Origin of the sequence: Collinsella sp. AM43-1 (assembly GCF_003467925.1) — a bacterium.
GTDB lineage: Bacteria > Actinomycetota > Coriobacteriia > Coriobacteriales > Coriobacteriaceae > Collinsella.
Genome location: NZ_QSFR01000005.1, coordinates 104384 through 128935 on the forward strand (window position 1 = coordinate 104384; position 24552 = coordinate 128935).

Consider the following 24552-nt stretch of genomic DNA (forward strand, 5'->3'; position numbering starts at 1 on the left):
AAGCCAATACCAGCTTAGCACCGACCGACGTCGGCCGAAACGCCCCGAACCAGAGCCCGGTGCTAACTATCTGCCTAGTGATACAGCCCCGGCTGGTAGTGGTACTCGTTGCTCACATGCGGGCACAGCTGCCAAAAGGCAACAGCGCTTGCCGCGGCCACGTTGAGTGAATCGACCCCATGCGCCATCGGAATACGCACGGCGCGGTCGCAGCCTGCAATGGTCTTGGCGCCCAAGCCAGCACCCTCGGTGCCCATAAAGATTGCCAGGCGGTCAATCTCCTGGAGCGCGGGATCGTCCAGCGACACCGAATCATCCGTCAACGCCATAGCGGCACACGAAAAGCCGGCATCGTGTAGCGCCGCCAGCCCATCATGCGGCCATACGCGCGCTTCGCTGCCAATGCGTGTCCAGGGCACCTGGAACACCGTGCCCATGCTCACGCGGGCCGAACGACGATACAGCGGATCACAACACGTAGGACTGACCAAAATGCCGTCGACGTTGAGCGCGGCCGCCGAGCGGAATATTGCGCCCACATTGGTATGGTCGACAATGCCCTCGAGCACGCACACGCGCACCGGGCGCTCCCCCGCCGCCTCGACGACGCCGCCCAAGAACTCATCAACCGGAATCTGTCGCGGGCGACGAAATGCCGCGAGCGCACCGCGCGTCACATTGAAGCCCGTCAGCTGCTCCATGAGCTCCATGGAGGCAACGAACACAGGAACCGGACCCGCGCCCTCGCGCACAACCAGGCGCTCAAACAGCGGCATCATCTGGTCGAGCCAGCGCTCACCCAACAGAAAACTCACCGGCCCGTATCCGGCGCGAACCGCGCGCTCGATAACCTTAGCGCTCTCGGCGATAAAGATGCCCTTTTGCGGCTCCAGCACGCAGCGCAGCTCGCGCTCGGTCAGTCGCACGTAGGCATCGAGCCGCTCGTCCTCGAGCGAATCGATTCGCAGCACCTCAACGGCATCAGTCATAGCAGCCCGAACCCTTCCAATAGCAGCATCTATATACAACGAGGCGACGCCAGGCGTCGCCCCTCAATCATTCCAACCCGATAATACCGTGGCAAAAGGTGATTTAAGCACTAACGCGACGATACGTCACGAACTCATAATCGAGGCCTTCGTCACCCTCGCCCGCGGCAATCGTGGCAACCCCTTCGCGCCGCGCAACTTCCCACGCGGGATCGGCGTCCAAGTCGGGAAAGTACGTGTCCACGGGATGGACGCAGTGGTTATGCGTGACCTCGGCCTCCACGCAGTACGGCAAAAACTGCCGATAGACATCGCCGCCGCCGATCACCCAGGCAACGGGCTCATCGGCAACCGCGGCGAGCGCCTCGCCGATACTATGCACCACGTCGACTCCCTCGGGCGTAAAATCCTCGTCGCGCGTGAGCACGATATTGCGACGATTCTTGAGCGGACGTCCACCGGGAAAACTCAGCAGCGTCTTGCGTCCCATGATGACCGGACAGCCCTTGGTACACGCCACAAAATGGCGCATGTCGGCGCGATTGGACACGACCATATCGCCCTCGCAGCCAATGCCCCAGTCGTCACACACGGCGACGATGGCAGAAAGCTTACACGTCATACCTGCCACCTATACCGCAATGGGGATGCTCTTGACCTGCGGGCCGTGCTCGTAGCCCTCGACGATCAGGTCGTCGGTCGTAAACGCGTAGAAATCGTGCACATCAGGGTTAAGCGTTACCTTGGGCGCCGCAAACTGCGGACGCTCGATAAGTTCGCGGACGATGTCGACATGGCGGTCGTAAATGTGGGCATCGGCAATCACATGCAGCAGCTCGCCGGGAATCATATCGACCGACTGCGCGACCATCATCAGCAAGATGGCGTACTGGCACACGTTCCAGTTATTCGCGGCCAAAATGTCCTGGCTGCGCTGGTTGAGAATCATGTTGAGCGTCGGTTTGTCATCCTGCGGTCGCTGTGTCACGTTATACGTCACGCTGTAGGCGCACGGATACAAGTGCATCTCGGAAAGGTCGCTAAACACGTACGTGTTGGTCATGATGCGGCGACTGTACGGCGTATGCTCAAGGTCGTACAACACACGGTCCATCTGGTCAAAGTCGCCCTCGGTATAATGGCTCTTCTGGCCAATCTGATACCCGTAGGCCTTGCCGATGGAGCCGGTCTCGTCGGCCCACTCGTCCCAAATATGGCTGTTGAGGTCATGCACGTTATTGGACTTCTTTTGATAGATCCATAGGATCTCATCCATGGCAGATTTGAGGGCCGTACGACGCAAGGTAAGCGCGGGAAACTCCTCGCGCAGGTCGTAGCGCGCCGTAACGCCAAAGTTTTTAATGGTATAGGCAGGGGTGCCATCCTCCCACACCGGACGGACCTTTTGGCCCTCGGTGGTGGTGCCATGGTCCAGAATATCGCGGCACATGGTTACAAACTGTTGATCAGCCTTGCTCATTGACCCTCCTGTCAGTCGCCTATAAGCAATTTTTATTGTAGCCCAGGCGCACGCGGCCCCACAGCCCAAACATAAGCCCTCATTTTCTGACATATGCCAGAAATTCCTTGCACAAATCCGCACGTTCGCTATTCTATTGTTGACATATGTCAGATTTGGAGCACGTATGGCAGGAAGACGCGAAAAATTACGCCGTGTTGGGATCATCCCCGAATATCGCGGCTTTACCCCCGACGGCCTTGCCAGCGGAGACGCCATCGAGATGACGGTCGATGAGCTCGAAGTACTGCGCCTGTGCGACCTGGAAGGCCTCAATCAGGAGGCCGTCGCCCAGCAAATGGGCATCGCCCGCGCCACCGTGGCGGCCATCTGCAGCCGCGCACATCGCAAGGTGGCAAACGCTCTGGTCAACGGGCGGGCGCTCGTCATCGAGGGCGGCAATATCGCGTACTCCCCCATCACCGCAACGACGGCCGCATGGCCAGCAAAGGAGGTCGACACCATGAGGGTGGCAACCACGTACGACAACGGCAACATCTTTATGCACTTTGGCCGCAGCGAGCAGTTCAAGATCTACGACATTCAGGATGGCAAGGTACTCAACGAGCAGGTCGTGGGCACCGACGGCACCGGCCACGGTGCCCTTGCGGGCCTGCTCGCCAACGGTGGCGTGGACACGCTCATCTGCGGCGGCATCGGCGGTGGCGCCATCAACGCGCTTGCCCAAGCCGGCATCACGGTGTACGCAGGAGCTCAGGGCAGCTGCGACGCTTGTGTCGAGGCCCTTATCGCCGGAACGCTCGCACAGAACGGCGAGGCCACGTGCGGCTGCCACGGCCATGACCACGCCCACGAACATGGCGAGTCCTGCAGCTGCCACGGCCATCACGAGCACGAGGGCCACGAGGGCTGCGGCTGCCACTAACGGCACGGCACCGCGAGCTCGGGGCGCGACGCTGAACGCAGCCCAACTATCAAAGCCAACAACAGAGGCCACCCGGTAGCTTCCGAGTGGCCTTTGCCATATCAAGCTGGAATTACAGCCCTATTTCTTATTGCGCATCTGCGCTTCCATCTGGCGCAGCAGGTCCATATCGGACTTAGGACCACCCGTTCCCAGGCCGCCCATGCCGCCCAAGCCCATGGCATCCAGACCGGGAATATTGGGCATGCGCATCTTCTTGCCCTTCTTGCCCTTTTTGCCCTTCTTGCCGCCGGCCTGTGCCTGATTGGCCATCGTGCGCATGCGGCCCATCATCTTGTTCATCTCGCCCCACTGCTTCATAAGGCTATTGACCTCGGTGGGGGTCACACCGGCGCCCTTGGCGATACGCGCGCGACGCTGGCCGTTGATGATGGAGGGACGCAGACGCTCCTCCTTGGTCATCGACATGATGATGGCCTCGTTCTTGTCGAAGATGCCCTCGTCCAGGTTACCGCCCATCTGGTTGAGCGCGCGCTGGCCACCGGGGAGCATGCCCAGGATACCCTTCATGCCGCCCATCTTTTTGACGGCTTTCATCTGGTCGAGCATGTCGTTCATGGTAAAGCCCTCGCGCAGCATGCGCTCGGCAGCCTCGAGCTGTTCGGCATCGGCTGCCTCCTGGGCCTTCTCGATAATACCGACGACGTCGCCCATACCCAGAATACGCTTGGCCATGCGATCGGGATAGAACGGCTCCAGCGAATCGGGCTTCTCGCCCATGCTCACGAATTTGATGGGCTTGCCGGTCACCTGGCGCACGGAAAGCGCGCCGCCGCCACGGGCATCGCCGTCGAGCTTGGAGATGATCACGCCGTCAAAGTCGGTGCGCTCGGCAAACGTCGAGACCACGTTGACGATATCCTGGCCGGTCATGGCATCGACGACCATCAGCACTTGATCGGGCTTGACGGCCTTCTTGATGTCCACGGCTTCCTGCATCATCTGCTCGTCGACCTGCAAACGACCGGCGGTATCGACGATGACCACGTCACGCAGGTGGTCGACGGCCTCCTGGATGGCGCCCTTGGCGATGTCGACCGGGTGTGCACCGTCGCCACGGAAGACCGGCACGCCGATCTCTCCACCGAGCGTGGCCAGCTGGTCGGCTGCGGCGGGACGGTAGACGTCGCACGCGGCGAGCAGCGGCGAGCGGCCCTGCTTCTTGAGCAGGTAGGCCAGCTTTACGGCCGCCGTGGTCTTACCGGAGCCCTGCAGGCCCACGAGCATGATGACGTTGGGGATACGGTTGCTAAAGACGAGCTTGCTCTCGGTGGAGCCGAGCATCTCGGTGAGCTCGTCGAGCACGATCTTGACGACGTTTTGCGCCGGCGACAGCGACTCCATGACCTCTGCGGTCATGCAGCGCTCCTTGGTCTTGGCGACGAACTCCTTGACAACCTTAAAGTTGACGTCGGCTTCGAGCAGCGCCATGCGAATGTCGCGCATGGCCGAGGTGATGTCGGCCTCGGTCAGCTTACCCTTGCCGCGCAGGCGGTCAAATGTGTCATTGAGGCGATCGCTCAGAGAATCAAACACTAGTCACTCCTTAATTGGACTCGCCCACCAGGGCGCGACAGAAATCTTTGGCGTTAAACTCCTGTAGGTCATCGACCTGCTCGCCCACGCCCACGCGCAGAATCGGAAGCTTGAGCTTCTCGGCCACGGCCATGGCGATGCCGCCCTTTGCCGTACCGTCGAGCTTCGTCATGATGATACCGTCCAGACCCAGCGCCTCGTTAAACTCGAGCGCCTGGTTCAGACCGTTCTGGCCGGTGGCGGCATCGATCACGAGCACGACCGAGACGGGCATGGGGTCGGCGGCCATATTGGCGGCGCGCTTACGCGTCACGTTAACCACCTTGGCAAGCTCGCGCATGAGCTCGGGACTCGTGTGCAGGCGGCCGGCGGTGTCGATCAGCACCAGGTCGCTGCCGCGCTTATCGGCCTCATCGAGCACGTCGTAGCAAACACTTGCCGGGTCGGAGCCGCGATCGCGCTTGATGACAGGGACGCCGGCGCGCTGACCCCACACATCGAGCTGCTCGATGGCAGCGGCGCGGAAGGTATCGGCAGAACCGATCACGACATTCTTGCCGCGGGCGGCCATGGCGCTCGCGATCTTGCCGACCGTCGTGGTCTTGCCGGCGCCGTTAATGCCTACAAACAGCACGCAGCTCGGCGTGTCGGAGAACGGATCGCGCTCGGCGGGCACAAAATGCTGCTCGAGCTGCTCAGCCAGGGCGCGACGGAGCTGCGGGGCGGTCTTGAGGTTCTTCTTGGCGGCCGTCTCGCGCAGATCATCGGAGACCTGAATGGCGACCTCGGCACCCATGTCACCCATAACGAGGGTATCCTCAAGGTCCTCCCAAAAATCCTCGTCGACCTCGCCGCCAAAGTAGAAGACCTCGTTGAGGGCCTCGCGGCTGCGCTCAAGTCCGCGCGAGAGAGCGTCAAAGAATCCCATTATGCATTCACGACCTTTCCGGTTTCGCGATCGAGTTTTTGCGAGACGACGCGGCTGACGCCGTCGGCTTGCATCGAGACGCCATAGAGAACGTCAGCGTCCTCCATAGTACGGCGCTGATGCGAAATGACCAAGAGCTGCGTATCGGAACGCAACACGTCGAGCGCGCCGATGAGCTTGGACAGGTTGGCGTCGTCAAGTGCCGCCTCGACCTCGTCCAGCACATAGAACGGCACTGTGCGCGTACGGTACACGGCAAAGAGCAGGGCAAGCGCCGTCAGGCTCTTCTCGCCACCCGACATGAGCATCATCTTGGTGATGCGCTTGCCGCGCGGCTGCGCCACGACCTCAATGCCCGTCTCGGCCGGATGCTCGGGATCGGTCATCTCAAGGTGAGCCTGACCGCCTGGGAAAAGCATGGCGAAGATCTCGCGGAAATTCGCATCAACCTTCTCAAACGTCACTAGGAACGCCTTGCGCATCTTGCGATCGATCGCCACGGTGATCTTGGTAAGCGCCTTGCGCGCGCTCTCAAGATCGGCCAGCTGCTCCTCGATGTAATCGGCACGGCGCTTGAGCTGCTCGTACTCCTCCATGGCGACCTGGTTCACAGGACCCAGGTTGTTGATCTGGCGCACGAGTTGGTTAAGCTCGCGCTCGGCGGCATCGCGATCGGTGGGCGCCGGCAGCATGAGCGCTTCCTCGAGCACCGTGGTACCGTCGGCGGTGATGGCCTTGATGGCAGCCTCGACCTGCACCTCGAGCTTGCCGCGCGCCACCTTGAACTCATTTTGCGTCGTGGCGGCAACATCGACCCTCTCTTTGGCGCGGGCGACCTCGGTCTTGGCGTCCTCGATGGTCTTCTTAAGCGAAGCCGAGTCCGCCTCCTCAAGCGATGCCTGATCGCGCAGGCGCGCAGCCCAGTCCGAGGCGCGCTCCAACAGGGCAGAATAGCGCTCATGCATGGGATCGACGCGAAGGCGCAGCAGCTCGAGCGAGCGTGAGGCCTGACGCGTCCCGCGGATACGACGGTCGATACCCTCAAGGCGATGCTCAAGATCGGGCACGCGGCCCTTCAGCGAACGCAGGCGCTCGCTCGTCTGAGCCAGGCGCACCTTAGCGTCGGCGAGCTTACCGGCGGCCTCGGAGTCATCGCGCCGAACGCGATCGAGATCGTCGTTGGCCTCGGCAATCTGCAAGCCCAAGTCACTCGCCTGCGCACGGGCCTCGTCACGTGAACGGGTAAGTTCATCCACGCGCGGACGTGCGGCACGTACGGCCTCGGCAGCCTGCTCGCGGCGCTTGGAAATCCGTACCCGCTCGACCTCGGCATTGTTGGCACTCTGCTCCAGGCGGCCGATCTCGGACAGCAGGGAGCGACGCTCGCCCTCAAGGCGGGCAATCTCGCCGGCAGCATCGCCCTCGGCAGCATGGGCCTCCTCAACGGCAGTATTGGCCTCGACGACCTGATCCGAAACATGCTCAAACACGGCAGCGAGATCGGGCTCCAGGCCTTCCAGCTCGCGGATACGACGTTTACGCTCCAAGGCACCCGAAGCCTCGCCGGCATCAAGCCCCACGCGAACCAGGCCGCCACAGCTCACGCGGGCACCATCGGGCGTCACGTAGGTCACACCGTCAACGACGGGCGCGGCCAGCGCGGTGGCCAAATCATCGACCACGTAATAGCCGCCGAGCAGTGCCTCGACAACCGGACCATAACCGGCGCGCACGGACAGGCGGTCAACAAGACGGGTACCGGCGGCACCCTCGGCGGCCGCAGAGCCACTCACGCCGCGCGCCACCAGCAGCGCCTCGCCCGAGGCCTTCTTCTGATCCAGGGCAGCGCGACCGGCGCGCTCAAGCGTAGCGGCGTCATCAAACAAAAGAGCATCAATATCGCCGGCAAGCAGCTGCTCGACCAAGCCCTCGAGCTCACGCGGTGCCTCGAGCACATCGCCCAGACGGCCCGAAACATCGTCGCCCAGCGCGCCCACCAGACGGCTTACGAGCGGCGAGCTATCAGCCATGCGGGCATCGAGTTTCTTTTGGCTGGCAAGCTCCGAGCGAACCTCAGACAGCTTGTTGCGCGCCTCGCTCTCGCGGGCACGCAGGTCCTTGAGGGCAGCGCGCGCCGTCTCGGTGGCCTCGCGCGCATCAATCTGGGCCTGATGAGCCGCCTCAAGAGCGCTCTCAAGCTCCTCAGCACGGTCGCGACGGCTATCAAGCGATGCCGTGACCTCCTCGAGCTGCTCATCGATCTGCTCCAGGCGCGAGGCGTACATGTTGTCCTCGACCTCGGCATTGGAAAGCGAATCCTTTACCTTGGCGAGCTCGAGCGCAGCATCATCGGCAACGCGCTGCACATCGCGCTGCTCGCGCGTAAGCTGCGAAATCTGATTGTCGAGCGCAACGCGACGCTCGTGGAGGTCGGCGGCGGCAGGTCCGACGGCGTCAACGTCCTCCTGGGCTTGCATATGCGCGCCGGTCACTTCCTCGAGCTGGGCGCGCGCATCCTCGAGCTCCTCGACCACGCGACGGCGCTGATGCTCGGAGCCCGAGATCTGCCCGCGCATGTCGGACAGGCGCGACACCATGTTGTGGCCCTTTTCCTCGAGCAGGCGCATGTCGGAGTTAATGCGTCCGACCACGTCTTGCATATGGCGGCGTTGCTCGCCCAGGTCGCCCACAAACAGGCCTTTTTCCTCGAGCATAACTTGGAGCTTCTCGAGCTCGCGCTCTTTCTCGCCCAGGCGGTACTGCGCAAGCTCAAGCTCGGCCGCGCCCTCCTTGGAGCGACTCTCCAGATCGTTCCACTGCGACTGCAGCGAACGCAGTTCGTCAACGGCCAGCATCTGCGTAAGCTCGTTTGCGCGCGTGGACAGCTCTTTGTACTTGCGCGCACGATCGACCTGACGCTCAAGCGGGCGCAGCTGACGGGCGATTTCCTTATTGATGTCGCGGGCACGGGTCAGGTGCTCGTCCATCGACTTGATCTTTTTAAGCGCACGTTCCTTGCGACGCTTGTGCTTGGAGATACCGGCGGCTTCCTCGATGAGGGCGCGGCGCTCCTCGGGGCGGCTCTGCAAAATGGCGTCGAGCTTGCCCTGACTGATGATGGAATGCGTATCCTTGCCCAGGCCCGAATCGTGCAGAATGTCCTGAATGTCCATCAGGCGGCACGGACTCGAGTTGATGAGGTACTCGCTCTCGCCCGAGCGATACATGCGACGGGTGATGGCGACTTCATCAAAGTCGACGGGCAGCATATGGTCCGAGTTATCGAGCACCAGCGTGACCTCGGCCACACCCACCGGCTTGCGCGCCGACGAGCCCGAGAAGATGACGTCCTCCATGGCCTGGCCGCGCAGCTGCTTGGCGCTCTGCTCGCCCAGGACCCACAGAATCGAGTCGGAGATGTTCGATTTTCCCGAGCCGTTGGGACCGACGATGACGGTCAGGCCCGGCTCAAATGACATATGGGCGCGGTCGGCAAACGACTTGAACCCTTTGAGCGTGAGGGACTTAAGATACACGGTTCCTCGCTTAAACAGGCTTCTTGTTAAGAATCACGCCGTTAGTGGTGTAACCCATACGGTCGAGCGCCTCGAGCGCGGCAGCTCCCTCGGCCTCCTTCTTGGAGGAACCGGTGCCGCGGCCTTGACGAATACCGTCGATGAGCACCACGGCGGTAAAGGTGGGCGCATGCGCGGGGCCCTCGGAGCCGACCAGCTTATATGCCGGAGGCTCGTGGCCGTCGGCCTGCACGCACTCCTGCAAAAACGACTTGGGGTTCGCAGGGTGTTCGGCACGCTCGGAAGCCAAGTGCGGCTTAAGCGTGCGGTGAATAAACTCCGCCGCGGCATCCCAACCAGCATCCAGGTATAGCGCGCCCACGAGCGACTCATAGACGTTCTCGAGCGCCGAATGCAGGCCGCGTGCGCCCGTTCCGGTCTCGGAGGCACCAAAGATGATGATGTCGTCGATACCCAGCTCGTGGGACACTTCCGACAACGTGGCGCCCGAGACGAGCGACACCTTCAAGCGGGTGAGCTTACCCTCGTCAAACTCGGGATAGGACTCAAAGAGCGAACGGGCGACGACGGCGCCCAAAATGGAATCGCCCAAGAACTCAAGGCGCTCATAGCTGGCAGAAACCGGCTGGCCCTCGACCGCCGAGGGATGCGTAAGCGCCGCGCGCAGCAGCACCTTATTATTGAACTCGTGGCCCAGGATTTCCTGGGCACGCGTAAGTCGTTCAGACAAAGCCAAGACCTAGGCCTCCTTGGCAGCTTCGATAGCGTCGACGGCGTCGGCGACAGAGTTGAGCGAGAGCAGGGTCTCATCATCGATCTCGAGATTGAACTCGTCCTCGATAGCCGTAACCAGCTGCAGGCGCTCGAGCGAGTTGGCATCGAGGTCGTCAAAGGTGGTCTCATCGCTAATTTCGGCAACATCGACGCCCAGAACGTCAGCAGCGACCTCGGCGATCTTGTCGAAGATTTCGGAGCGGTCCATAGCGCTTCCTCTCATAGTGCATGAATACCAAAAGATTGGCACCGCGCGGGCGGCACCAAGACACGGTTTTGATTCTACCCCACGACGTGCGCCGCGAGGCACATAACAGCGCTCTAACTCGCTCTTATAAAACGATACCGTCCATAGAGTTGGCGACATTCTCGACCAGCCCGGCGCGCACGGCTTCAGCCGCCGCGAGCGTACCGTTTTTAACAGCCTCGACCGAGGTGGCGCCATGGCCGATTAGGACCACGCCACGCAGGCCCAAAAGAATCGCACCGCCCTTGGCATCACCAGAGAGCTTGGCCTTAATCTCGCGCATCTGCTTTTTGATGAACAGCGCGGCGATCTTGGTGCCGAGCGAGGCCATAAAGGCACCCTTGAGTTCCTGCAGCAAAAACTTGGCAGCGCCCTCGGTGGCCTTGAGCGCAATATTGCCCGACATGCCATCGGCAACGACGACATCGAAATTGCCCGAGGTGAGGTCGGTGCCTTCGCAGTTGCCCACAAAGCCGGGAACGGCGGCTTTCATGGCCGGGAAGCAGGCCTTGGTAAAGTTGGAACCCTTCTCGTCCTCGGTACCATTGGCAAGCAGGCCCACGCGGGGATGCTCGATGCCCAGGACGACGCGGGCATAGGCGCTACCCATCTGGGCAAAACGCACCATGTCATCGACCTCGACATCGGGGTTGGCGCCCATATCGCACAGCACCGTCAGACCGCCGGCGCGATTGGGCAGCGCATTGGTCAGACAGGGACGCACCGGCTGCTTCTTGCCTTCGGCCATATATCTAAACGGCGTCACATAGGCGGTGGCGGCAGCGGTCATGGCACCGGTCGAGCCGGCGGAGAAGAACGCGTCCGCGTTGCCCTTTTTGATGGCGCGGCAGGCAAGCACGATCGACGATTTACGCTTGGTCATCACGGCGCGAATGGGATCGTCATCCATGGCGATAACGTCGGGTGCCTCAAGAGCCTCAACACGTGCATGGGAAGCAGCAAAGGGATTGACGATTTCAGCGGGGCCAGCTGCCAAGACCTCGATATCGGGATCGGCGGCAAGCGCAGCCTCGATACCATCGAGAACAACCTGAGGTTTCTCGTCTCCGCCCACAACGTCTACACAAACGCGAACGTTACTCATATACATGCTCCTTATACAAAAATGGCCGACTCATTGAGCCGGCCATTGTGGTTCCATTTGGAACGGCATCGCATCCAGAGTATACCGTTACTCGGTAACGATAACCTCGCGGTCCTTGTAGAAACCGCAGCTGGGGCACACGTGGTGCGGAAGCTTGACAGCGCCGCAACGGGGGCACGTGGACTGAGCAGCAGCCGAAATCTTCATGTTGGCGGAACGACGGGTGTGAGTGCGGATACGACCCTGCTTTTGTTTAGGTACGGGCATAGTGACCTTCCTTATGAACTATCCAGTGTGGCGATTACGCGCAAGTAGCGATACTACCACAGTTTTACTCATCGAGCTTGAGATTCTTCAATGCTGCAAATGGATTTTCCGTGGCAGCGGCCCATTCTGCCTCTGCCTGTGCGGCGCAATCGCATTGCTCGACGTTGAGATTGCAACCGCAAGTGGGACACAGACCGCGGCAATCGGGCTTGCAGAGCACCACAAACGGCGTGTCCATGACGACCGCGTCGTTGATGGGCTCACCCAGATCGACGATGCGGTCCTCACCCAGGAGCTCGTAGCCGTCCTCGAAGGCCTCGGGATCCTCGGGCTCCTCGAAGAGGTAGAACTCCTCGATCTCGCCGGCGATATCAAACGAAGCGGGCTCCAGGCAACGGTCGCACTCGCCGGTGGCGTGCGCGCGGACCATGCCCGTGAGCAAGACACCGGTACCGGCATTGGTAAAGACAACGTCGTAGTCGATGCCGTCCTGTAGCTGGTACTCCTTCTCGCCCACCGTGTAGGTGGCGACATCGACCTTGCCGGTCAGCGGATACGAATCTCCGGGAAACTCAAGCTGCTCGGAAAGATCGACGGTAACGCTCGGGAACTCAGCCATTACCACTGACCATTCTGTTGGGCGGCACCCTCGTTGAGCTGCTGACGGCAACGGGTAACGGTGCCAGTCAGGCTCTTGAGGTTCTCCTCCAGGTGCGTAAAGACCTGCTCTGCGTAGTCCTCGGCAGCATAACGCGTCTCGCGCTCGTACTGCTGGGCACGATCGCGGATGTCGTCGGCCTGCTGCTGTGCCAAGCGGACGATCTCCTGCTCACCGGCAATGGTGAGGGCCTGCTGCTGAGCGTCGGCGATGATGGAATCGGCCTGAGCGGCGGCGGAAGCCATAAGCTCCTCGCGCTCCTTAAGGATACGGCGGGACTTCTGCCACTCCTCGGGATAGCTCATGCGGATCTCGTCGAGGATGTTGAAGAACACGTCGGCGTCGATGACCTTGAACTGAGCGTTCTTGCCGAAAGGCGGCTTGGCTTCCTCGATCAGCCCTTCGAGCTCATCGACCAAGCTGACGATCCTATCGCCAGGAAAATTCTCGCCCGGCATCCGGTCTCCTTTCATAGGTAACATATCATCGTGCTAGTTTACCACATGCCACCAGGCAATAAAAAACGTCACGAAAAGCGGTGTCTGAGCGCTTCGACCACGTTGGGCGGGACAAACGTCGATACATCGCTGCCGAGCGAGGCGATCTGGCGAACGACCGAACTCGAGATATAGCCGTACTGCGGCGCACTCATGACAAAGATGGACTCCAGCTCGTTATCCAAGCGATAGTTGAGGTCTGCCTGCTGCAGCTCGTACTCAAAGTCGGTCATGGCGCGCAGGCCCTTGACCACAGCCCCCGCCCCCTGCTCGCGAGCGAAGTCGACCAAGAGGCCGGTAAAGGGCAGGACCTCGACGCCGTCGATATCACCGAGCGCCTCACGAGCCAGCGCCACGCGCTCATCCAGCATAAACGTGGTGCCCACACCGTTTTTACCCTGCGACTCGGCGACAGCGACGATCACGCTGGGAAAGATGCGGCGGGCGCGGCGGATGACGTCGATATGGCCAAACGTGATGGGATCGAAGGTGCCCGGGACAATCACGCGGTTGATAGTGTCATTCATGGGCGTCCTCCGTGGGTGCGTCGCTATCGATACCATCATCCTCGCCGTTGCCGACCCAACGAAGCAGGTCGACCGAGGTAATGCCGTAGCGCTTCTCGTGCACGATCTCAAAGCCTGCCGGATGCGCGCCCGCATCGGCGGCGGCATGCTCAAACAGGGCATAAGCGCCAGGTGCAAGCAGACCCTGCTGAGCCAGGTTCTGCAGCAGTTCCTCGACCGGCTCGGCACCAAAAGCATAGGGCGGGTCGAGCAGGACCAGATCAAAGGGGCCGCCCGGCACACGACCGCGCGAGGCGCTCGCCAGCATGTCGCCCGTTACCACGCGCCAACGCGCACGGTCACGGCAGAGCGACTCGATATTCTTGGTAATGAGCCGCGCGGCATTCCGATCGATCTCGAACGTCGTGAGTGAGCGGGCACCACGTGAGAGCACCTCTAACCCTAAGGCACCGGAGCCGCCAAAGGCGTCCAGCACGCGGACCTCGTCCAGATCGAAGTCAAATGCCGACATGACCATAGATGCGCATGCCTCGCGCACGCGATCGGTCGTGGGGCGGGTGACATCGCGACCACGGGGCTCCTCGATCTTACGACCGCGCCATTCGCCGCCGATGATTCTCATCCTCCGCTGACCTCCTTAAAAATGTGTCGATATCGCATGGCGACCGCATCGCGCAGGGGGCGCGTCGCCACGGAGTCAAGGGTGCAAGCATACCGCAAGAGCTCTGCCGCGTCCAAATGGGCCCACTCGATCAGCTCCTCGTCGGCATCCAGGTCGACAAAGCGCAGGGTCACACCGCCATGCTGGCGGTACCCCAGAATTTCGCCCTCGTGGCGCAGACGCAGGTCCATCTGGGCGAGCGTAAAGCCGTCCGAGGTCTTTTCGAGCGACTGGAGACGGTCTTGCGCCGCCGAAGCGCCGCCGTTGCCCTTGGAGTGCGTCATGACCAGGCAGGTGCCCGACACGCTGCCGCGGCCCACGCGGCCGCGCAGCTGGTGCAGGGCCGCCAAGCCAAAGCGCTCACCGTTCTCGATGACCATGACGGTGGCGTTGGGCACGTCGACGCCCACCTCGACCACCGTAGTCGAGACGAGCACGTCAATCTCGCCGCGCTTGAAGGCATCGATAACCTGGTCCTTCTCCCCCGCTGGCATGCGGCCGTGAAGGCGCTCGATGGCAAGACCCGGCAACGCCAGACGCAGGCGATCGAGCTCGGTCGCCGTATCGTGCAGCGGCACGGGGACCGTCACGCGGCCCTCGCCGTCGCGGGCGATACCGGGCACGTCCTCCAGCTCATCGGCCGAGTCGCTCGGCTCCACGAGCGGGCAAATCACGTAGGCCTGCTGACCCTGTTCATGCGCCTCGCGGATGGCGCCATAGGCAAGGTCGCGGCTCGACTCGGTAAGCACGCGTGTCGTCACGCCAGCGCCAGGGACGGGCCGATGGCGGATGATGCTCGTGTCCAGATCGCCGTAGACCGAAAGTGCCAGCGTACGTGGGATGGGCGTTGCCGTCATAACGAGCAGATCGGCACCAGGGCCCTTCGCACGCAGGGCGTTGCGTTGGCCGACGCCAAACCGGTGCTGCTCATCGATGACCACGAGCGACAGATGCTTGAACGCAACGTTATCCGAAAGCACCGCGTGGGTGCCAAAGAGGACATCGAGCTCTCCCGATTCCAGCTGTGCATGGATGCGCTCGCGCTCTGCGGCCGGCGTGGCACCCGTCAGAAGCGCCCAAGACATGCCGGCCTGCGAGAGCAGATGGCCGGTCTTATCGGCATATTGACGCGCCAGCACGCCCGTGGGCGCCATAACGCAGGCCTGCGTGCCGCTATCGGCAGCCACAGCCAGCGCGCAGGCGGCAACAGCGGTCTTGCCGGTACCGACATCGCCCAGCAGCAGGCGGTTCATCACGCGCCCGCCATCGCACATATCGCGCAGGATATCTTGGAACGCGGCGTCCTGCTCGTCGCTCAGCGAAAACGGCAGGGCCTGCTTAAGCGCGGCCAGGTGCTCGCCCGCGGCATGCGCATAAGGCACCACGTCGACCATACCGCCATCGTTGCGCAGACGCAGTGCGAGCTGCAAGCAGAGACACTCCTCGTAGGCAAGCCGTGCGCGCGCGATATCGCGCTCGGCCATGCTCGAGGGAAAGTGGATCGAGCGCAGCGCACGGGCATTGCTCATGAGCTTCCGCTTTGCGCGCAGCGGCGCGGGAATGGGATCGAACGGATTAGCAGCCACTTCGAGCGCACCGCTCACGATACGGCGCATCCATGCCTGACTCACGCCGTCACTTACGTAGTGAACCGGCAAAATGGTGCCGGCGGCGCGCCCGTCCTCGAGCTTTTCAAAGTGGGGCGAGGCCATCTGCTTAAAACCGTAGGCAAACTCAACCTTGCCCATCACGGCCAGGCGGTCGCCCTGCTTAAGCTGCTGGGCAATCCAAGGCTGACGGAAAAAGGCGACCTGCAGCACGCCCGTCTCATCAACGAGTGAGACCTCGGTCACCTGCATGCGCGGACGCGGCTTCTTTTGAACGATACGGTCGACCGTGGCGATGATGGTGCACACGGTACCAATGGGCGCCATCTCGATGGACCAGGAGCGCGTAAAGTCGAGGTATCGATGAGGGATATGGAGAAGGAGGTCCCCCACCGTCCGAATACCCAGACGGCGAAGGGCCTCCTCACGTTTACCCGAAACATATTTGAGTCGCGCGATATCCTCGTCGAGCGCATTGCTCTGGGCAAAGCGCTCCGAGACGCGCGGCACGGAGCACAGCTCGGACATGGGCAGTTGCCTACTCGATCGAGAAGATAACGGGATAGAGCGGCTGCTCGCCACGATGGGCGTCAATCTCCAGATCGGGCTGAGCCTCCTCAATGGCGTCGACAATCTCCTGGAAGGCCTCATCGGACAGTTCCTCGCCGGCCAGAATCGTCAGCGCGTCGCCCTCCTCTTCCTCCTGCATGCGGTTGATGCAGTCGAGCGTGACCTGCTTCACGTCGGAGCCGACCACATCGATGGAGCCGGCGATGATGCCCATGACGTCACCGGAGTGAATCGGCGAGCCGTCGGAGGCACTGGAATCGCGCACGGCACGGGTGACCTCGCCATCACGAACCTCACTGATGGCGTCGACCATAGCGGCGACGGCATCCTCGAGCTCGGAATCGGGCAGGACCGCGAACAGCGCGGAGAAGGCCTGCGGAACGGTCTTGGTGGGAACGACGGCGACCTTCTTGTCGGTGCAGGCAGAGGCAGCGGCCTCGGCGGCCATGCGGATGTTGCCGTTGTTGGGCAGAATGATGACCGAGGTCGCGTTGACCTGGTCGACGGCGCCCAGCAGGTCTGCAGTCGAGGGATTCATGGTCTGGCCACCGGACACGATCACGTCAACGCCGAGGGACTTGAGGATGTCTGCCTCGCCGGAACCGGCGGCAACGGCGACAAAGCCCAGGGCCTTCGCGGGCTCGGCGGCCTTCTCCTGGTCCTCGTGGATCTTGGCGGTACGGTCGTGGGCCTCCATCTCCATGTTGTGGATAAAGACCTCGTAGATCTGGCCAAGCTGCAGCATGTGCTCGAGCACCAGGTTGGGGGTGTTGGAGTGCACGTGGATCTTGTAGTCGGGATATGCGCCCACGAGCAGCTCACAGTCGCCCATGGAACCCAGGAACTTAAGGCACTCGTCCTCGTCAAACGGGGCGTCGGCCTTAAACAGGAACTCATTGCAGTAACGGAATTCCGAGCCCTCCCAGTCGTCGTTAGCCTCGATCTCAACGCGGCCAAGAGCGGCATCACGGGCAGAGCCGGCGGAATCAAACGTGGCGGAGAAATCCTCGACAACGGTGCTGCGGCCAAGCGCGGCGGCAACAAAGTTCTCCAGGAAGATGGCAAAGCCAAAGGCGCCGGAGTCGACCACGCCGTTCTCCTTCAGAACGGGCAGAAGGTCGGGCGTGCGAGCGACAGACTGATATGCCTCGACGACGATAGCGTCGAGCGCGTCCTCGGCCGAGAACTTCTTCTTCTCGCACTCGTCGGCCTTGGTCGAGACATCGCGCAGCACCGTGAGGATCGTGCCCTCGATGGGCTTACGGACGGCCTGGAAGGCGACCTTGACGGCTCGGCGGAACGCATAGGCAATGTTGGCGGACGTAATGGGCTCGTCGGCAGAGACAAGACCCTCGGCCACACCGCGCAGGATCTGCGAGGTGATGACACCGGAGTTGCCGCGGGCGCCCATCAGGGAGCCGTGGGTGATGGCGCCGGCGATGGCCTCCATGTCAGCGTCGGCGGGAAGAGCGGAGAGCTCCTTGGTCACCGAGGCGAGCGTGAGCGACATGTTGGTACCGGTGTCGCCGTCGGGTACGGGGAAGACATTGAGCTTGTTGATCTCCTCGGCCTTGTCGGAAACAGCAGCCGCAGCGATCGGAAAACAGGTGCGAATGGTCTTTGCAATCATGGGTATTTGAATCTCCGTTTTCGGATGCTAGTTCAGACGGCTCTTGAGCGCGTCGATGTGAATGCCGATCTTAAGGCTGGCGGGATCGATCTGGGCGATCTCCTGCAGGGTGAAGGCAACGGAGCTCGAAAGATTGTGGCAGACGGACTTCATGTTGACGCCGTTCTCGAGCACGACGTGAAGATCGACCGTAAGGCCGTTCTCGTCGGCGGAGACAAGCACGCCCTTGCGGAGGCGCTGACCGGCAAGCAGGCGCACGCTCTCGGCGCCCTGGAGCTGCTCAGCCATACCGACGACGCCATAGCACGTCATCGCGGCATAACCGGCAATATCGGCAATAACGTCGTTCGAGACGCTCAGGCTGCCGTTGATGGTCTCAGACACAAGAATCTCCTTATCTGGTGCTCACGGCACCATGTCGTGGGAGCAATCATTGCAATATTCTACAACGACCGCGCCATGTTGAGGTGGTGGGTCGTGGGATTACATCCTCGACACGAAATGTTGATATGGCAACGTTCGCGCCAGGCGATCGCGGTATGAAAAAACCCGCCGCATAAGCGACGGGTTTTACAACCTGGCTCCCCGGGTAGGACTCGAACCTACAACAGCGCGGTTAACAGCCGCGTGCTCTACCATTGAGCTACCGAGGAATTTAAAAGCCCAGCGGAATGGGCTGAAAAATTCTGGCTCCCCGGGTAGGACTCGAACCTACAACAGCGCGGTTAACAGCCGCGTGCTCTACCATTGAGCTACCGAGGAATAGGTGCGTGCTCTCAAGCAACGAAGTTTATTATACGGACGATCGGGCGAAGGGCAAGAACTTTTTTAAGAAATTTTCTCGCCTTGATCCCTTGGGGACGGCCTAACTGCCGGCACCGGCAACGGAAACGCCGATGTTTTGACAATGCCAGCGAGCGGGCACCAGAGCGAACAAATTGGCATGAAAAGAGGACGGCATAGACCTTCTGGTCATGCCGTCCTCTTTGAATGACAAGTTGTCGCTCTGGTGTCCGCGCAGCGTCGGCCAGTTACGGCGTTTGGTAAAACGCCGTAACTACTAAGACTCGATATAGTCCTTCAGCTTACTCGAACGGCTCGGGTGGCGGAGCTTGGCCAAAGTCTTGGACTCGATCTGGCGGATACGCTCGCGCGTGACGCCAAACTCGCGACCGACCTCCTCGAGCGTGCGGGGATGCCCGTCGACAAGGCCAAAGCGCAGCTCGATAACCTTGCGCTCACGATCGGCAAGCGAGTCGAGCACCTGAGTGAGCTGCTCCTGCAGCATGGAGAAGCTGGCGGCATCGGGCGGAACGATAGCCTGGGAGTCCTCGATAAAGTCGCCCAGCTGGGAATCCTCTTCCTCGCCGATGGGGGTCTCAAGCGACACGGGCTCCTGCGAGATCTTCTGGATCTCGCGGACGCGGTCGGCGCTCATGTCCATCTCGGCACCGATCTCCTCGGGGGTCGGGTCGCGACCCAGGTCCTGAAGGAGCTGGCGCTGCACGCGGACGAGCTTGTTGATAGTCTCGACCATATGCACGGGAATACGGATGGTACGGGCCTGGTCGGCGATAGCGCGCGTAATGGCCTGACGGATCCACCACGTGGCGTACGTGGAGAACTTGAAGCCCTTCTGGTAGTCGAACTTCTCGACGGCGCGAATCAGACCGAGGTTACCCTCCTGGATCAGGTCAAGGAACAGCATGCCGCGGCCGACATAACGCTTGGCGATGGAGACGACCAGACGCAGGTTTGCGCTGATGAGTGCCTGCTTAGCTTCGAGGCCGACGTTCTCAATGCGCGTAAGACGACGCATCTCGGCACGCGTGAGCTCGAGCTCGCCGGCATCGGCGGCCTCGAGTTTCTCGGTGGCCTCGAGACCGGCCTCGATCTTCATGGCCAAATCGACCTCTTCGGAGGCGGTCAGCAGGTCGACCTTGCCGATCTCCTTGAGGTACATACGAACCGGATCGCCGGTCAGCATCACCGTGGAGGCATCGATGCCACGCACGCGGGAGCGTGAACGGGACGTGCGCACGGTGCGCTTCTTCTTGCTCTTGGAAGAACCCATCTCGGCGTCGGCCTGACGGGCCATCTTGAGCTCGTGATCGTCGAGCGAGCCGGAATCGTGCTCGTCGTCGTCATCGAAATCGTCAGTATCGGTATCGTTATCGTCGACGTCCATGGGGGCGTCGTCGTTTCCGCTCGCGGAGATAATCTGGATGCCGCTGTTGCGCAGCGCGGAATACACCGCGGTGAGCTGCTCGTCAGAAACATCGATATCCTTCAGGGCGACCTGAATCTCGTCCTCGGTTACCGAAGTCCTGTTTGAGCCGTTGCCCATGAGCTTTGCAACGTAGGATTCCAGCCCAGTACCCGTGCTCTCAGTCTTTTTTGGCACAGATTCTCCCTTCATAGTCCACAGGACTCAATACTTTAGCACACACATAGGCGTCTATACCCAAAAAGAGGACTGGATATAGGCGAGAATACGCTGGTTGACCACAACATCTAGGCCTGTTCGGTGCCTGCGGCCTCCAGACCGATCAAACGGAACGGGTCCGCCACGCCGCCGATAGACTTTTGCAGCTCGCGTTGACGCTGCGAATCCTGCGCGGCCTGCACGGTCAGCGCGCGACGGGCCTCATCATCGAGCGAACGGTCCTGGCGCAGCTTGGCCTGTGCGGCACGCATGCGGCGCTTGATGGTGTAGAGCTCGAGCGTATCGAGCATGAACACGATGTTCGTCTCGGTGGGGTGCTTGCTCGTCGCGGAGATGCGCCCGGCACTCACAAGCGTTGCCGCCTCGGGACAGACCGAGCGCGCCGCATCCATGCAGGCTGCAGGATCGGTTCCCGGCGGCGTTGCCAGAACGGCCCATGCGATGGACTCGTGACGTGGGTCAACCCACTCGATAGAGCAGATGCGGTCGGCATACGTGCGGAACAGGTCGGGGTAGCTCGTGAGCATCGTCAACAGCTCGCGCTCCCCTGCCAAGGACTTGCGCTCAAGATCAGTAAGAACCATCGGCGCCGCCGCAGCCGGAGCGCCCGAACCATCAGTCACAGGCACAGCACCCATACCATCAGGCACATCGATTGGCGGCAGATCGTCGACGACCTCCACGGGCGCGGCACCGTAGGCATCGAGTGGGACGTAGTCGTACGGCTCTTCCTCGACCGGCGCGGACACCGACGGCGTCGCGCCCGATGCCCAAGCGCCGCGACCGGCATCGCGAGAACTCGACGCCCGACTGCCCGTCCCGCCGGACCGCTCAGCCTGTGCCCGCTGGCGCTCAAAGCTCTGCTCACGACGTCGTTCCGCATCCTCGCGCTTGGCGACATCGCGAAACACACGGCCCGAGCTCGCACGCACGGTCTCCAAATCCAAACCCAGCAGATCGGCAATCTGGATAAAGTACGTATCGATCATATAGCTGTCACGAAGCGGATAGATGAGCGTGAGCGCATCCTCCAGCGCCTTGGCGCGACCGCCCGGCGTGGTGATGTCGCTCGACTCCTGCAGCGAACGGTACACGAAGTCCATGAGCGGCTCGGCGGCGTCAATGCGTTTCTGCAGCTCCTCTCCGCCGTGGGCCGTGATGAACTCCATGGGATCGTTGCCGTCAGGCAGCACCACGCAGCGCAGGTCCATCGAATCCTGCTCGATAAACTGAATCGCGCGACGGGCGGCCTTCTGGCCCGCGGCATCGCCGTCAAACATATACACGATGCGCTTGGCAAAGCGGGTGAGCGTCTTGACGTGATGCTCCGTGAGCGCGGTGCCCAGCGTAGCGACAACGTTTTTAATCCCCGCCTCCCAACAGGCGATGCAGTCGGTATAGCCCTCTACCACGATGGCGGTATCCTGCGCGACGATAAACTCCTTGGCCCAATTAAAGCCGTAGAGGTTTCGCTTTTTATGAAACACGCTCGTCTCGGCGGTGTTGAGGTACTTGGGTTGGCCGTCACCCATGATGCGACCGCCAAAGGCGATGTTGTGACCCTGCTCGTCAAAGATGGGGAACATCACGCGGTCGTAGAAGCGGTCGGCAAGCTGCCCGCGCCCTCGACTCACGGCAACGTTGGCGTCGATCATCTCCTGCGGAGTAAAGCCCGCCTGCGACAGATGAGCCACCAGCATATTACGACCCGGCGCAAAGCCCAGGCAGTAGCGGCGGCAGACGTCGCCACCCATGCCGCGGCTGGCAAAGTACTCACGTGGACGGCCATCCTTACCGCGCATAAGCATGGTGTGGTAGAACTGGGCGGTCTCGGCACACAGATCGTAGATGCGGGCACGCTTGGTACCGCGCTCGCGGCGATCTCCGGTGTCGTGCAGCTCAATACCTGCACGATCGGCCAAATAACGGATTGACTCGGGAAAGCTCAGGTTCTCGCGCTTCATGATATAGGTGAAGACGTCGCCACCCTCGCCGCAGCCAAAGCAATGCCACACCTGCGTGGCGGGAATAATGTGGAAGGACGGAGTCTTTTCGCCATGAAAGGGGCAGCAGCCCCAAAACTCATGGCCGCGGGGCTTGAGCTCAACCGTTTCCTGCACGATGGCAACTAGGTCGGACGCAGCGCGTACCTGGTCTTTTTCCTCATCGCTAATCACGGATGCCCACCCCCTGCTCACCCAAGTTGTGACGAATGTCCTCGATATTACCCTCGACGGTCGTAATCAACTCATCCAGCGAATCGAACACACGCGAGGGACGCAGCCAGCGCGTAAACGCCAGCGAAACGGAAGCGCCGTACAGGTCGCCCGTATAACCAATTAAGTTAGCCTCGAGATGCGATGAAGCGGCATCGTCGGCATACGTCGGCGGCAGGCCGACGTTAACGGCAGCAGGCCATACGGTGTCATCAACGAGCACCAGGCCCTCATACACGCCATCGGCAGGCACCTGAATGCCGTCGGGAACCTGCAGGTTAGCCGTGGGAAAGCCCATGTCAGAACCCTCGTGACGGCCACGAATAACACCGCCACGCAGCATATACGGGCGGCCGAGCAACTCAGCAGCAAGCTCCACATGGCCCTGTCCCAGCTCATGACGGATGCGGGTGGCGCAAATGGCCTCGCCGCACTCGCAAAGCAGATCGTGACCATACACGTCAACGCCGTGCTCGGAACCCCAGACGCGCATCTCGGCAACACCAGAAGCACCGCCACGACCCAGCCTAAAATCGCTGCCAACGCGAATCGAACGAATGTCGACCACGCGTGACAACAGTGTGAGAAAACCGACATGGTCGAGTGCCGCAACCTCAGGCGTAAAGGGAACGGCCACCACTGCATCGACCCCGGTCTGAGCCAAGGCATGTAGACGGTCGGCCGTCGTCATCAATTTTTGAGCGGGCGAAGGACTCACCACAACGTCCGGATCGGGATCGAAAGTGACCACGACCGCCTTGCAGCCATGGGCACGGGCATCACGGACAAGCGCTTCGATGAGTTCCCGGTGTCCACGGTGAACGCCATCGAACACGCCAATGGCGATCGAGGCAGCACCCAAGTGCTCGCACTCATCAAATGCATCGGCAGCAACGATGCGAGCCTCGTCCGACTCGCCCGCGAAAAAGATACGCGCGAGCTCGCGAGCGGACAACATCATCGAACACCGCCGATTGACTGCGGAAACACGTGCTCCATGACAAAGCGGCCACCCTCGATGCGGGCGAGCGCCTTGAGTCCCCCATCGAGCACCAACGCAAAAGGCGCCTTCGCGGTATCGAAATCGGCAAGCGCACGCTCAACGGGAATGCGTCGGCCGCAGAGCAGGTCGTCGGCAAGATTGCCCGGCAAGTCAACACGCGTGGCGCCCAGAGCCGCAATGGGGTCCAGGGCAAAGCCAGCCGCGGACTCGGGAGAAAGCTCCTCGACCGCATGACAAGCGCCAATGGAAACAACACCGGAGGCCGTGCGGCGCAGCGCGGAAATGTGCGCGGCGCTCTCGCAGGCGCGGCCCAAGTCGCGAGCGAGCGCACGGATATAGGTACCCTTGCTCACCGAGAACGCCACGGTCCACACACACGTATCACCTTCGCCGCCAACGGCGATCAGGTCGGCGGCATAGACCTCGACGGGGCGCGGAGGTAGGTCCACCGCGTTGCCCTCACGAGCAGACTTATAAGCGCGAACGCCATTGACCGAGATAGCCGAAAACGCCGGCGGCACCTGCATCTGCGGACCCATCATGGAGGCCAAGCGCTCACGGGCATAGGCAGGATCGCTGAGCTCGTTGGCAACAGCCACCGTGCGGACCGCCTCGCCCTCCGCATCATCGGTATTGGTCTCGGCGCCAAACGAGATATCGGCGACGTAGCTTTTGGTATCGAGCGTGAGCATGCCCAGCAGACGGGTGGCCTGGCCCACACCCACCACCATGACACCCGATGCCATGGGGTCGAGCGTGCCGGCATGACCGACGCGCCGCTCATGGAGGGCGCGCCGGCATTGCGAGACCACATCGTGGGACGTGCAGCCCACCGGCTTATCGACAGCGAGCAGCATATTCAATTGAGAAGGCGTACGACGAGCCATGTA

The 24552-nt window shown here is 61.6% G+C and carries 22 protein-coding genes and 2 tRNA genes; 1 reads left to right on the top strand and 23 read right to left on the bottom strand.

The annotated features are described in order from the left end of the window. Positions 1-74: 74 nt before the first annotated feature. From DW925_RS03510 to thyA, 3 genes are all read right to left on the bottom strand, one after another. Entirely contained in the window at positions 75-989 is a 915-nt protein-coding gene (locus DW925_RS03510; protein ID WP_117774245.1) for an RNA methyltransferase, read from the bottom strand. Positions 990-1092: 103 nt separating this feature from the next. After that, on the bottom strand, positions 1093-1611 hold the full coding sequence (locus tag DW925_RS03515) for a dihydrofolate reductase (protein ID WP_117774244.1): 519 nt from the start codon (positions 1609-1611) through the stop codon (positions 1093-1095). Between the two features lie 9 nt (positions 1612-1620). Then, on the bottom strand, positions 1621-2469 hold the full coding sequence (gene thyA, locus DW925_RS03520) for a thymidylate synthase (protein WP_117774243.1): 849 nt from the start codon (positions 2467-2469) through the stop codon (positions 1621-1623). Positions 2470-2635: 166 nt separating this feature from the next. On the opposite strand from thyA, the gene DW925_RS03525 reads away from it, so the two are divergent. Then, the gene (locus tag DW925_RS03525; protein ID WP_117790375.1) at positions 2636-3394 is read left to right on the top strand and encodes a DUF134 domain-containing protein; all 759 of its coding nucleotides are present in this window, start codon (positions 2636-2638) and stop codon (positions 3392-3394) included. A 120-nt stretch (positions 3395-3514) separates the two neighbouring features. Here DW925_RS03525 and ffh read toward each other — a convergent pair whose 3' ends face one another. The 20 genes from ffh to truB form a co-directional block, all read right to left on the bottom strand. Next, positions 3515-4990, bottom strand: a complete 1476-nt coding sequence (ffh, locus tag DW925_RS03530) for a signal recognition particle protein (protein WP_117790376.1) — start codon at positions 4988-4990, stop codon at positions 3515-3517. Between the two features lie 10 nt (positions 4991-5000). Then, on the bottom strand, positions 5001-5918 hold the full coding sequence (ftsY, locus tag DW925_RS03535) for a signal recognition particle-docking protein FtsY (protein WP_117790377.1): 918 nt from the start codon (positions 5916-5918) through the stop codon (positions 5001-5003). Beyond that, a complete protein-coding gene (gene smc / locus DW925_RS03540) occupies positions 5918-9454 on the bottom strand; it encodes a chromosome segregation protein SMC (protein ID WP_117790378.1) in 3537 nt (1178 codons plus the stop codon). Before smc ends, ftsY begins: the two co-directional genes overlap by 1 nt. Positions 9455-9464: 10 nt before the next feature. After that, entirely contained in the window at positions 9465-10190 is a 726-nt protein-coding gene (rnc, locus tag DW925_RS03545; RefSeq protein WP_117629289.1) for a ribonuclease III, read from the bottom strand. 3 nt (positions 10191-10193) lie between these two features. Beyond that, on the bottom strand, positions 10194-10436 hold the full coding sequence (locus DW925_RS03550; protein ID WP_006234023.1) for an acyl carrier protein: 243 nt from the start codon (positions 10434-10436) through the stop codon (positions 10194-10196). 124 nt (positions 10437-10560) lie between these two features. Further along, positions 10561-11580 carry a phosphate acyltransferase PlsX gene (gene plsX, locus DW925_RS03555; RefSeq protein WP_117790379.1) on the bottom strand — a complete coding sequence of 340 codons (1020 nt, stop codon included), beginning with the start codon at positions 11578-11580 and terminating at the stop codon, positions 10561-10563. An 87-nt stretch (positions 11581-11667) separates the two neighbouring features. Continuing rightward, complete coding sequence (gene rpmF, locus DW925_RS03560; protein WP_022094017.1) at positions 11668-11847, bottom strand: 50S ribosomal protein L32; 180 nt, start codon at positions 11845-11847, stop codon at positions 11668-11670. A gap of 64 nt (positions 11848-11911) precedes the next feature. Further along, a complete protein-coding gene (locus tag DW925_RS03565; RefSeq protein ID WP_117790380.1) occupies positions 11912-12466 on the bottom strand; it encodes a DUF177 domain-containing protein in 555 nt (184 codons plus the stop codon). Further along, the gene (locus DW925_RS03570; RefSeq protein WP_040358176.1) at positions 12466-12963 is read right to left on the bottom strand and encodes an ATPase; all 498 of its coding nucleotides are present in this window, start codon (positions 12961-12963) and stop codon (positions 12466-12468) included. The genes DW925_RS03565 and DW925_RS03570 overlap by 1 nt, the downstream gene beginning before the upstream one ends. 68 nt (positions 12964-13031) lie before the next feature. After that, positions 13032-13529, bottom strand: a complete 498-nt coding sequence (coaD, locus tag DW925_RS03575; RefSeq protein WP_117564151.1) for a pantetheine-phosphate adenylyltransferase — start codon at positions 13527-13529, stop codon at positions 13032-13034. Continuing rightward, on the bottom strand, positions 13522-14151 hold the full coding sequence (gene rsmD / locus DW925_RS03580) for a 16S rRNA (guanine(966)-N(2))-methyltransferase RsmD (protein ID WP_117790381.1): 630 nt from the start codon (positions 14149-14151) through the stop codon (positions 13522-13524). Before rsmD ends, coaD begins: the two co-directional genes overlap by 8 nt. Beyond that, positions 14148-16325: an ATP-dependent DNA helicase RecG gene (gene recG, locus DW925_RS03585; protein ID WP_117790382.1), complete on the bottom strand. Its 2178-nt coding sequence runs from the start codon at positions 16323-16325 to the stop codon at positions 14148-14150. The genes rsmD and recG overlap by 4 nt, the downstream gene beginning before the upstream one ends. 10 nt (positions 16326-16335) lie before the next feature. Further along, positions 16336-17997: a DAK2 domain-containing protein gene (locus tag DW925_RS03590; RefSeq protein ID WP_117765715.1), complete on the bottom strand. Its 1662-nt coding sequence runs from the start codon at positions 17995-17997 to the stop codon at positions 16336-16338. 27 nt (positions 17998-18024) lie between these two features. Then, positions 18025-18381, bottom strand: a complete 357-nt coding sequence (locus tag DW925_RS03595; RefSeq protein WP_022093773.1) for an Asp23/Gls24 family envelope stress response protein — start codon at positions 18379-18381, stop codon at positions 18025-18027. Positions 18382-18575: 194 nt separating this feature from the next. Then, positions 18576-18650, bottom strand: a tRNA-Asn gene (locus DW925_RS03600). A gap of 34 nt (positions 18651-18684) precedes the next feature. Next, positions 18685-18759: transfer RNA gene (locus DW925_RS03605), tRNA-Asn, on the bottom strand. Between the two features lie 298 nt (positions 18760-19057). Beyond that, entirely contained in the window at positions 19058-20401 is a 1344-nt protein-coding gene (gene rpoD / locus DW925_RS03610; protein WP_117790383.1) for an RNA polymerase sigma factor RpoD, read from the bottom strand. A gap of 110 nt (positions 20402-20511) precedes the next feature. Then, positions 20512-22620, bottom strand: a complete 2109-nt coding sequence (dnaG, locus tag DW925_RS03615) for a DNA primase (RefSeq protein ID WP_117776299.1) — start codon at positions 22618-22620, stop codon at positions 20512-20514. After that, a complete protein-coding gene (gene ribF, locus DW925_RS03620) occupies positions 22613-23620 on the bottom strand; it encodes a riboflavin biosynthesis protein RibF (RefSeq protein WP_117790384.1) in 1008 nt (335 codons plus the stop codon). The genes dnaG and ribF overlap by 8 nt, the downstream gene beginning before the upstream one ends. Then, positions 23617-24549, bottom strand: a complete 933-nt coding sequence (truB, locus tag DW925_RS03625; protein ID WP_117790385.1) for a tRNA pseudouridine(55) synthase TruB — start codon at positions 24547-24549, stop codon at positions 23617-23619. The genes ribF and truB overlap by 4 nt, the downstream gene beginning before the upstream one ends. Positions 24550-24552: the final 3 nt, after the last annotated feature.

Excerpts from the sequence above, each read along its gene's own strand:
- DW925_RS03515 (WP_117774244.1), bottom strand. The coding sequence starts at position 1,611 with ATGACGTGTAAGCTTTCTGCCATCGTCGCCGTGTGTGACGACTGGGGC.
- truB (WP_117790385.1), bottom strand. The coding sequence starts at position 24,549 with ATGGCTCGTCGTACGCCTTCTCAATTGAATATGCTGCTCGCTGTCGAT.
- recG (WP_117790382.1), bottom strand. The coding sequence starts at position 16,325 with ATGTCCGAGCTGTGCTCCGTGCCGCGCGTCTCGGAGCGCTTTGCCCAG.
- DW925_RS03565 (WP_117790380.1), bottom strand. The coding sequence starts at position 12,466 with ATGGCTGAGTTCCCGAGCGTTACCGTCGATCTTTCCGAGCAGCTTGAG.
- plsX (WP_117790379.1), bottom strand. The coding sequence starts at position 11,580 with ATGAGTAACGTTCGCGTTTGTGTAGACGTTGTGGGCGGAGACGAGAAA.
- rsmD (WP_117790381.1), bottom strand. The coding sequence starts at position 14,151 with ATGAGAATCATCGGCGGCGAATGGCGCGGTCGTAAGATCGAGGAGCCC.
- thyA (WP_117774243.1), bottom strand. The coding sequence starts at position 2,469 with ATGAGCAAGGCTGATCAACAGTTTGTAACCATGTGCCGCGATATTCTG.
- DW925_RS03525 (WP_117790375.1), top strand. The coding sequence starts at position 2,636 with ATGGCAGGAAGACGCGAAAAATTACGCCGTGTTGGGATCATCCCCGAA.
- ftsY (WP_117790377.1), bottom strand. The coding sequence starts at position 5,918 with ATGGGATTCTTTGACGCTCTCTCGCGCGGACTTGAGCGCAGCCGCGAG.
- DW925_RS03510 (WP_117774245.1), bottom strand. The coding sequence starts at position 989 with ATGACTGATGCCGTTGAGGTGCTGCGAATCGATTCGCTCGAGGACGAG.
- ribF (WP_117790384.1), bottom strand. The coding sequence starts at position 23,620 with ATGATGTTGTCCGCTCGCGAGCTCGCGCGTATCTTTTTCGCGGGCGAG.
- DW925_RS03550 (WP_006234023.1), bottom strand. The coding sequence starts at position 10,436 with ATGGACCGCTCCGAAATCTTCGACAAGATCGCCGAGGTCGCTGCTGAC.
- coaD (WP_117564151.1), bottom strand. The coding sequence starts at position 13,529 with ATGAATGACACTATCAACCGCGTGATTGTCCCGGGCACCTTCGATCCC.
- DW925_RS03590 (WP_117765715.1), bottom strand. The coding sequence starts at position 17,997 with ATGATTGCAAAGACCATTCGCACCTGTTTTCCGATCGCTGCGGCTGCT.
- rpmF (WP_022094017.1), bottom strand. The coding sequence starts at position 11,847 with ATGCCCGTACCTAAACAAAAGCAGGGTCGTATCCGCACTCACACCCGT.
- DW925_RS03570 (WP_040358176.1), bottom strand. The coding sequence starts at position 12,963 with ATGCCGGGCGAGAATTTTCCTGGCGATAGGATCGTCAGCTTGGTCGAT.